Annotated in this window: 3 protein-coding genes; all 3 read right to left on the bottom strand. The window is 33.1% G+C overall.

Annotated features, from left to right (window positions below; genetic code table 11):
* Nucleotides 1-349: 349 nt before the first annotated feature.
* Entirely contained in the window at nucleotides 350-1,534 is a 1,185-nt protein-coding gene (gene nhaA, locus GOQ16_RS17025) for a Na+/H+ antiporter NhaA (RefSeq protein ID WP_160070393.1), read from the bottom strand.
* Between the two features lie 6 nt (nucleotides 1,535-1,540).
* Entirely contained in the window at nucleotides 1,541-2,968 is a 1,428-nt protein-coding gene (locus GOQ16_RS17020) for an alanine/glycine:cation symporter family protein (RefSeq protein WP_160070392.1), read from the bottom strand.
* Between the two features lie 459 nt (nucleotides 2,969-3,427).
* Nucleotides 3,428-3,718, bottom strand: a complete 291-nt coding sequence (locus GOQ16_RS17015) for a helix-turn-helix domain-containing protein (RefSeq protein ID WP_160070391.1) — start codon at nucleotides 3,716-3,718, stop codon at nucleotides 3,428-3,430.
* Nucleotides 3,719-3,894: the final 176 nt, after the last annotated feature.

The raw sequence follows: 3,894 nt of genomic DNA, 5'->3' as shown, positions 1-3,894 counted from the left end.
CTGATACTATTCGTGAGTATATTCTCAATCAGGGTTAGTCGCTTACATCCCACAGGCTAAACACCTGTGGGTTTTACACTACGTTTTATAAAATATTAAGCATTCCTATTAGGGATTCTTACTCATTAAAATAGTTACTGTAAGAAATATATTATCAGACAGCAAATGCAAGAGTAAGCATAACACTATTATTATCTATGATAATTAATAGATTATTGTATGTATAGCTAACTCTTGCAAAGGCATATAAAACTATTCTTCTAAAATAGTAGCTATGCTTGTAGTGATTCCTAGCAAATGAAATTTATTCAAACTGTCAATAGGATGTTTACATTTCTAAATTCCACTTTTAGTTTTTTATCCCCCTTGACAGTTTTGACTGTGAACTCAAAACCACATATCCAACTATACCTGCTAATAATGAAGTGACTAATATACTCAGTTTCGCCTCTGCTATATATGATGGATCTGAAAAAGAAAGTATTGCAATAAATATAGACATAGTAAAACCAATACCAGCTAATAAACCAACCCCAATGACATGTAACCAATTGGCTCCGAGTGGAAGGGAGCTAAATTTCATTTTTACACACAAAAAAGATGTAAGCAAAATTCCTATTGGTTTTCCAATTAATAACCCCAATCCTATACCTAAACCTAAGTTAGAGGTTAGTCCGTTAATCATTTCAGATTCTAGAGTGATGTTTGTATTTGCAAATGCAAACAAAGGGATGATGAAGAAATTGACTGGTTTAACCAATGCATGTTCTAATCTTTCCAATGGAGATTCTAAGTCGGTATCATTTGTTGGAATTGTCATGGCAACTAGAACACCTGCAATGGTTGCGTGTATTCCAGAATGATGAACAAAATACCAAATGAATATCCCTGGTATAAGATACAAGTATGGATTTTGAATATTCATTCTATTCATAATAATTAGAACAGCTAATCCAGCACCAGCGTACATCAAATAAGTTACATCTATACCAGAAGAATAAAATAAGGCAATCACTAAAATTGCAATCAAATCATCTACAATAGCAAGAGCTGCTAAGAAAATCTTTAAGCTGGATGGTATTTTATCCCCTAAAAGATTTATAACAGCCAACGCAAATGCGATGTCTGTGGCCATGGGTATACCCCAGCCTGAACTTGTCACTTGACCAGAGTTTAAACCTAAATATATAATAGCAGGAACTACAGCACCACCAATTGCACCTAAGATCGGTAAAGAGGCTTTTTTAGGAGACGACAATTCGCCTTCTACTATTTCGCGTTTGATTTCTAATCCTACTAAAAGGAAGAAAATTGCCATCAGTCCATCATTAATCCATAAAAGAATAGAATAATTTAAATGGACAGATTCGTTTTCAAAACCAATTTTGTAGTCCAAAAAACTTTGCAACCAGGAAGCGAAAGAAGTATTTGCAATAATTAAAGAAAGAATAACGCAAATGAAAAGAAGAATTCCTCCGGCATTACTAGATTTAAAAAAGTCCTTAAAAACATTGAGATTTATTAACTGTGCCATAGATATTTATTTTTTATTCCAAATTTCCATATGGGGAAATTTAGTTTTCAAATTATTAAATTCAGGATCCTTTCCTGAATCATATTGATTATTATAATCTTTAAAGAGAAATAATACTTTTTTGTGTAGTAATATGATTGCTATTAGATTCAACCATGCCATTAGCCCGACACCAATATCTCCCAAATCCCAAGCAATTTTAGCTGTTGTAATACATCCAACAAAAACAGAAATTAGGATCACCAATCTCAATATATTTAATAAGTATTTACCAGTACTTTTAGATTGTATAAAGCTGACATTTGTTTCTGCAATATAGTAGTAGGCCATAATTGTTGTAAATGCAAACAATGTCAACGCAATAGCAACAAATGAGTCTCCAAAAAGCGGAAAGTGATGAGATACAGCTAATTGGGTATAAATAGGACCAATCTCTATACTAGGTATATTTTCTATTAAAAATCCTCCTTCAGGATTCACTACATTATATTTGCCAGTAAATAATATCATAAGCGCCGTAGCTGTACACACAAATAACGTATCCACATATACAGAAAAACCTTGTACTAATCCTTGCTTTATCGGATGGGAAACTTCAGCTGCTGCCGCAGCATGTGGAGCAGTTCCTTGACCAGCTTCATTACTGTAGACGCCTCTTTTTACGCCCCATGCTATTGCTGATCCAACAATAGCTCCAAATGAGGCTTCCATATTAAGCGCTGATTTGAATATAAGTGCAAACACATCTGGTAATTGCTTATAGTTTATGGCTATGATAATTAATGCCATCAGAATGTATAAACCAGCCATAATGGGTACAATATATTCCGCAATTTTACTAATCCGAGAAACTCCACCTATAATAATAAATCCTAGTATAACGCACAAAAATGCACCGATTAAATAGGGAGATATACCAAAAGAGTTATTAACGGCAACTGCTATACTGTTACTTTGTACAGAAGGTAATAAAAATCCTGTTGAGATAATTGTTACGATAGCAAAAGCCCAAGCAAAAATCTTATTATTTAAACCTTTGAGGATATAATAAGCTGGACCACCTCTATATTGGCCATCTTTCACCTCTTTATACATTTGACCTAATGTAGCCTCAATAATTGCGGAAGAACTTCCCAGAAGTGCAATTACCCACATCCAAAATATTGCTCCTGGCCCTCCCATTCCAATTGCTGTGGCCACACCAGCAATATTCCCTGTTCCTACACGTCCAGAAACTGCAAGCGAAAATGCTTGAAATGATGATATCCCTTTTTCTGATCTATTACTCTTGAAAAGCAAGGTAAACATCTGCTTAAAATGGGTAATTTGAGGAAATTTAAATCGTATTGTAAAGTATACTCCAGTGAGAAGACATAAGTAAACTAGAGCATCTGACCATACAATATTATAAATGAAATCTATTATTCGCTTCATAAAGTTATTAAAAGGCTATACATTGCACTAAGATAAATATAATAGCAGTCCATTTAACAATTATTGCATAGATTTTATCTATAATGACAGAATTGAAGTATCAGCTTGATTAACATTTTTATTTGAATGGAAAACTCAATTAATTAGATAATTTCTTTAATACGATATTCAAATAAGAAAATATTGTAGAAGAAAAAAAATGGCAATGGATAGTTATAAGCAGTTAGGTCGTTTTTGAGACGTCTCTAGCACAGCAACAACTTGGTGACTTCTGTATGCTTAAGTCTCCTTTTTGAGATCTTTAAAATTATCCAATTTATAACAAGAATTAACTTAATGAAAATATTTCTAAGAAGTGTAGGCCATTTAGAAGCTCTGCGATAATATACATTCGTTCACTTTTATAAAGAAGAGACATCATTTTATACTTACATTTCAAGAATGAAATATTTACACAAATTAAGGTGCCCTATTAATATCAGTTTTAATAATATGAACAAATACAGAAGGAGACATCCCAGAAACTTTTTTAAATGCAGTAGAGAACTTACTTAAAGAGGCGAAGCCGACCATCTCCGAAAGATATGATAATTTATACTCACTCAGCTCAGGTTTTACCCGAAGCAAATCCATAATATATTCTATACGCTTGTCCTGAAGGTAGTCATAATAGGAAAGATCTCTATATTTCTGTATAATGTAAGTTACGTATCTAGGGTTAGTACCAAGATCAGTAGCTAATTTCTGCAATGAAATATCCTTTTTAAGGTAAAAATGAATGGCTTCTTGTTTTTCTAACTCCTCTAAAAGTCGAAGTTCAGTATCTTTCGATATTTTAGTTTCTTTTAATGTGAACTACCCATTTGCTAAAGACAAATGGGCTTCGGGCTTCACAGACTTGTGCTTTGTTGCCAAAGTCTTATTTG

It is taken from the genome of Sphingobacterium bovisgrunnientis (assembly GCF_009829085.1).
Classification (GTDB): Bacteria; Bacteroidota; Bacteroidia; order Sphingobacteriales; family Sphingobacteriaceae; genus Sphingobacterium; species Sphingobacterium bovisgrunnientis.
The sequence above is the reverse complement of the archived record's forward strand: the minus strand, read 5'-3'. Positions and strand labels throughout refer to the sequence as shown.

Excerpts from the sequence above, each read along its gene's own strand:
- nhaA (WP_160070393.1), bottom strand. The coding sequence starts at position 1,534 with ATGGCACAGTTAATAAATCTCAATGTTTTTAAGGACTTTTTTAAATCT.
- GOQ16_RS17020 (WP_160070392.1), bottom strand. The coding sequence starts at position 2,968 with ATGAAGCGAATAATAGATTTCATTTATAATATTGTATGGTCAGATGCT.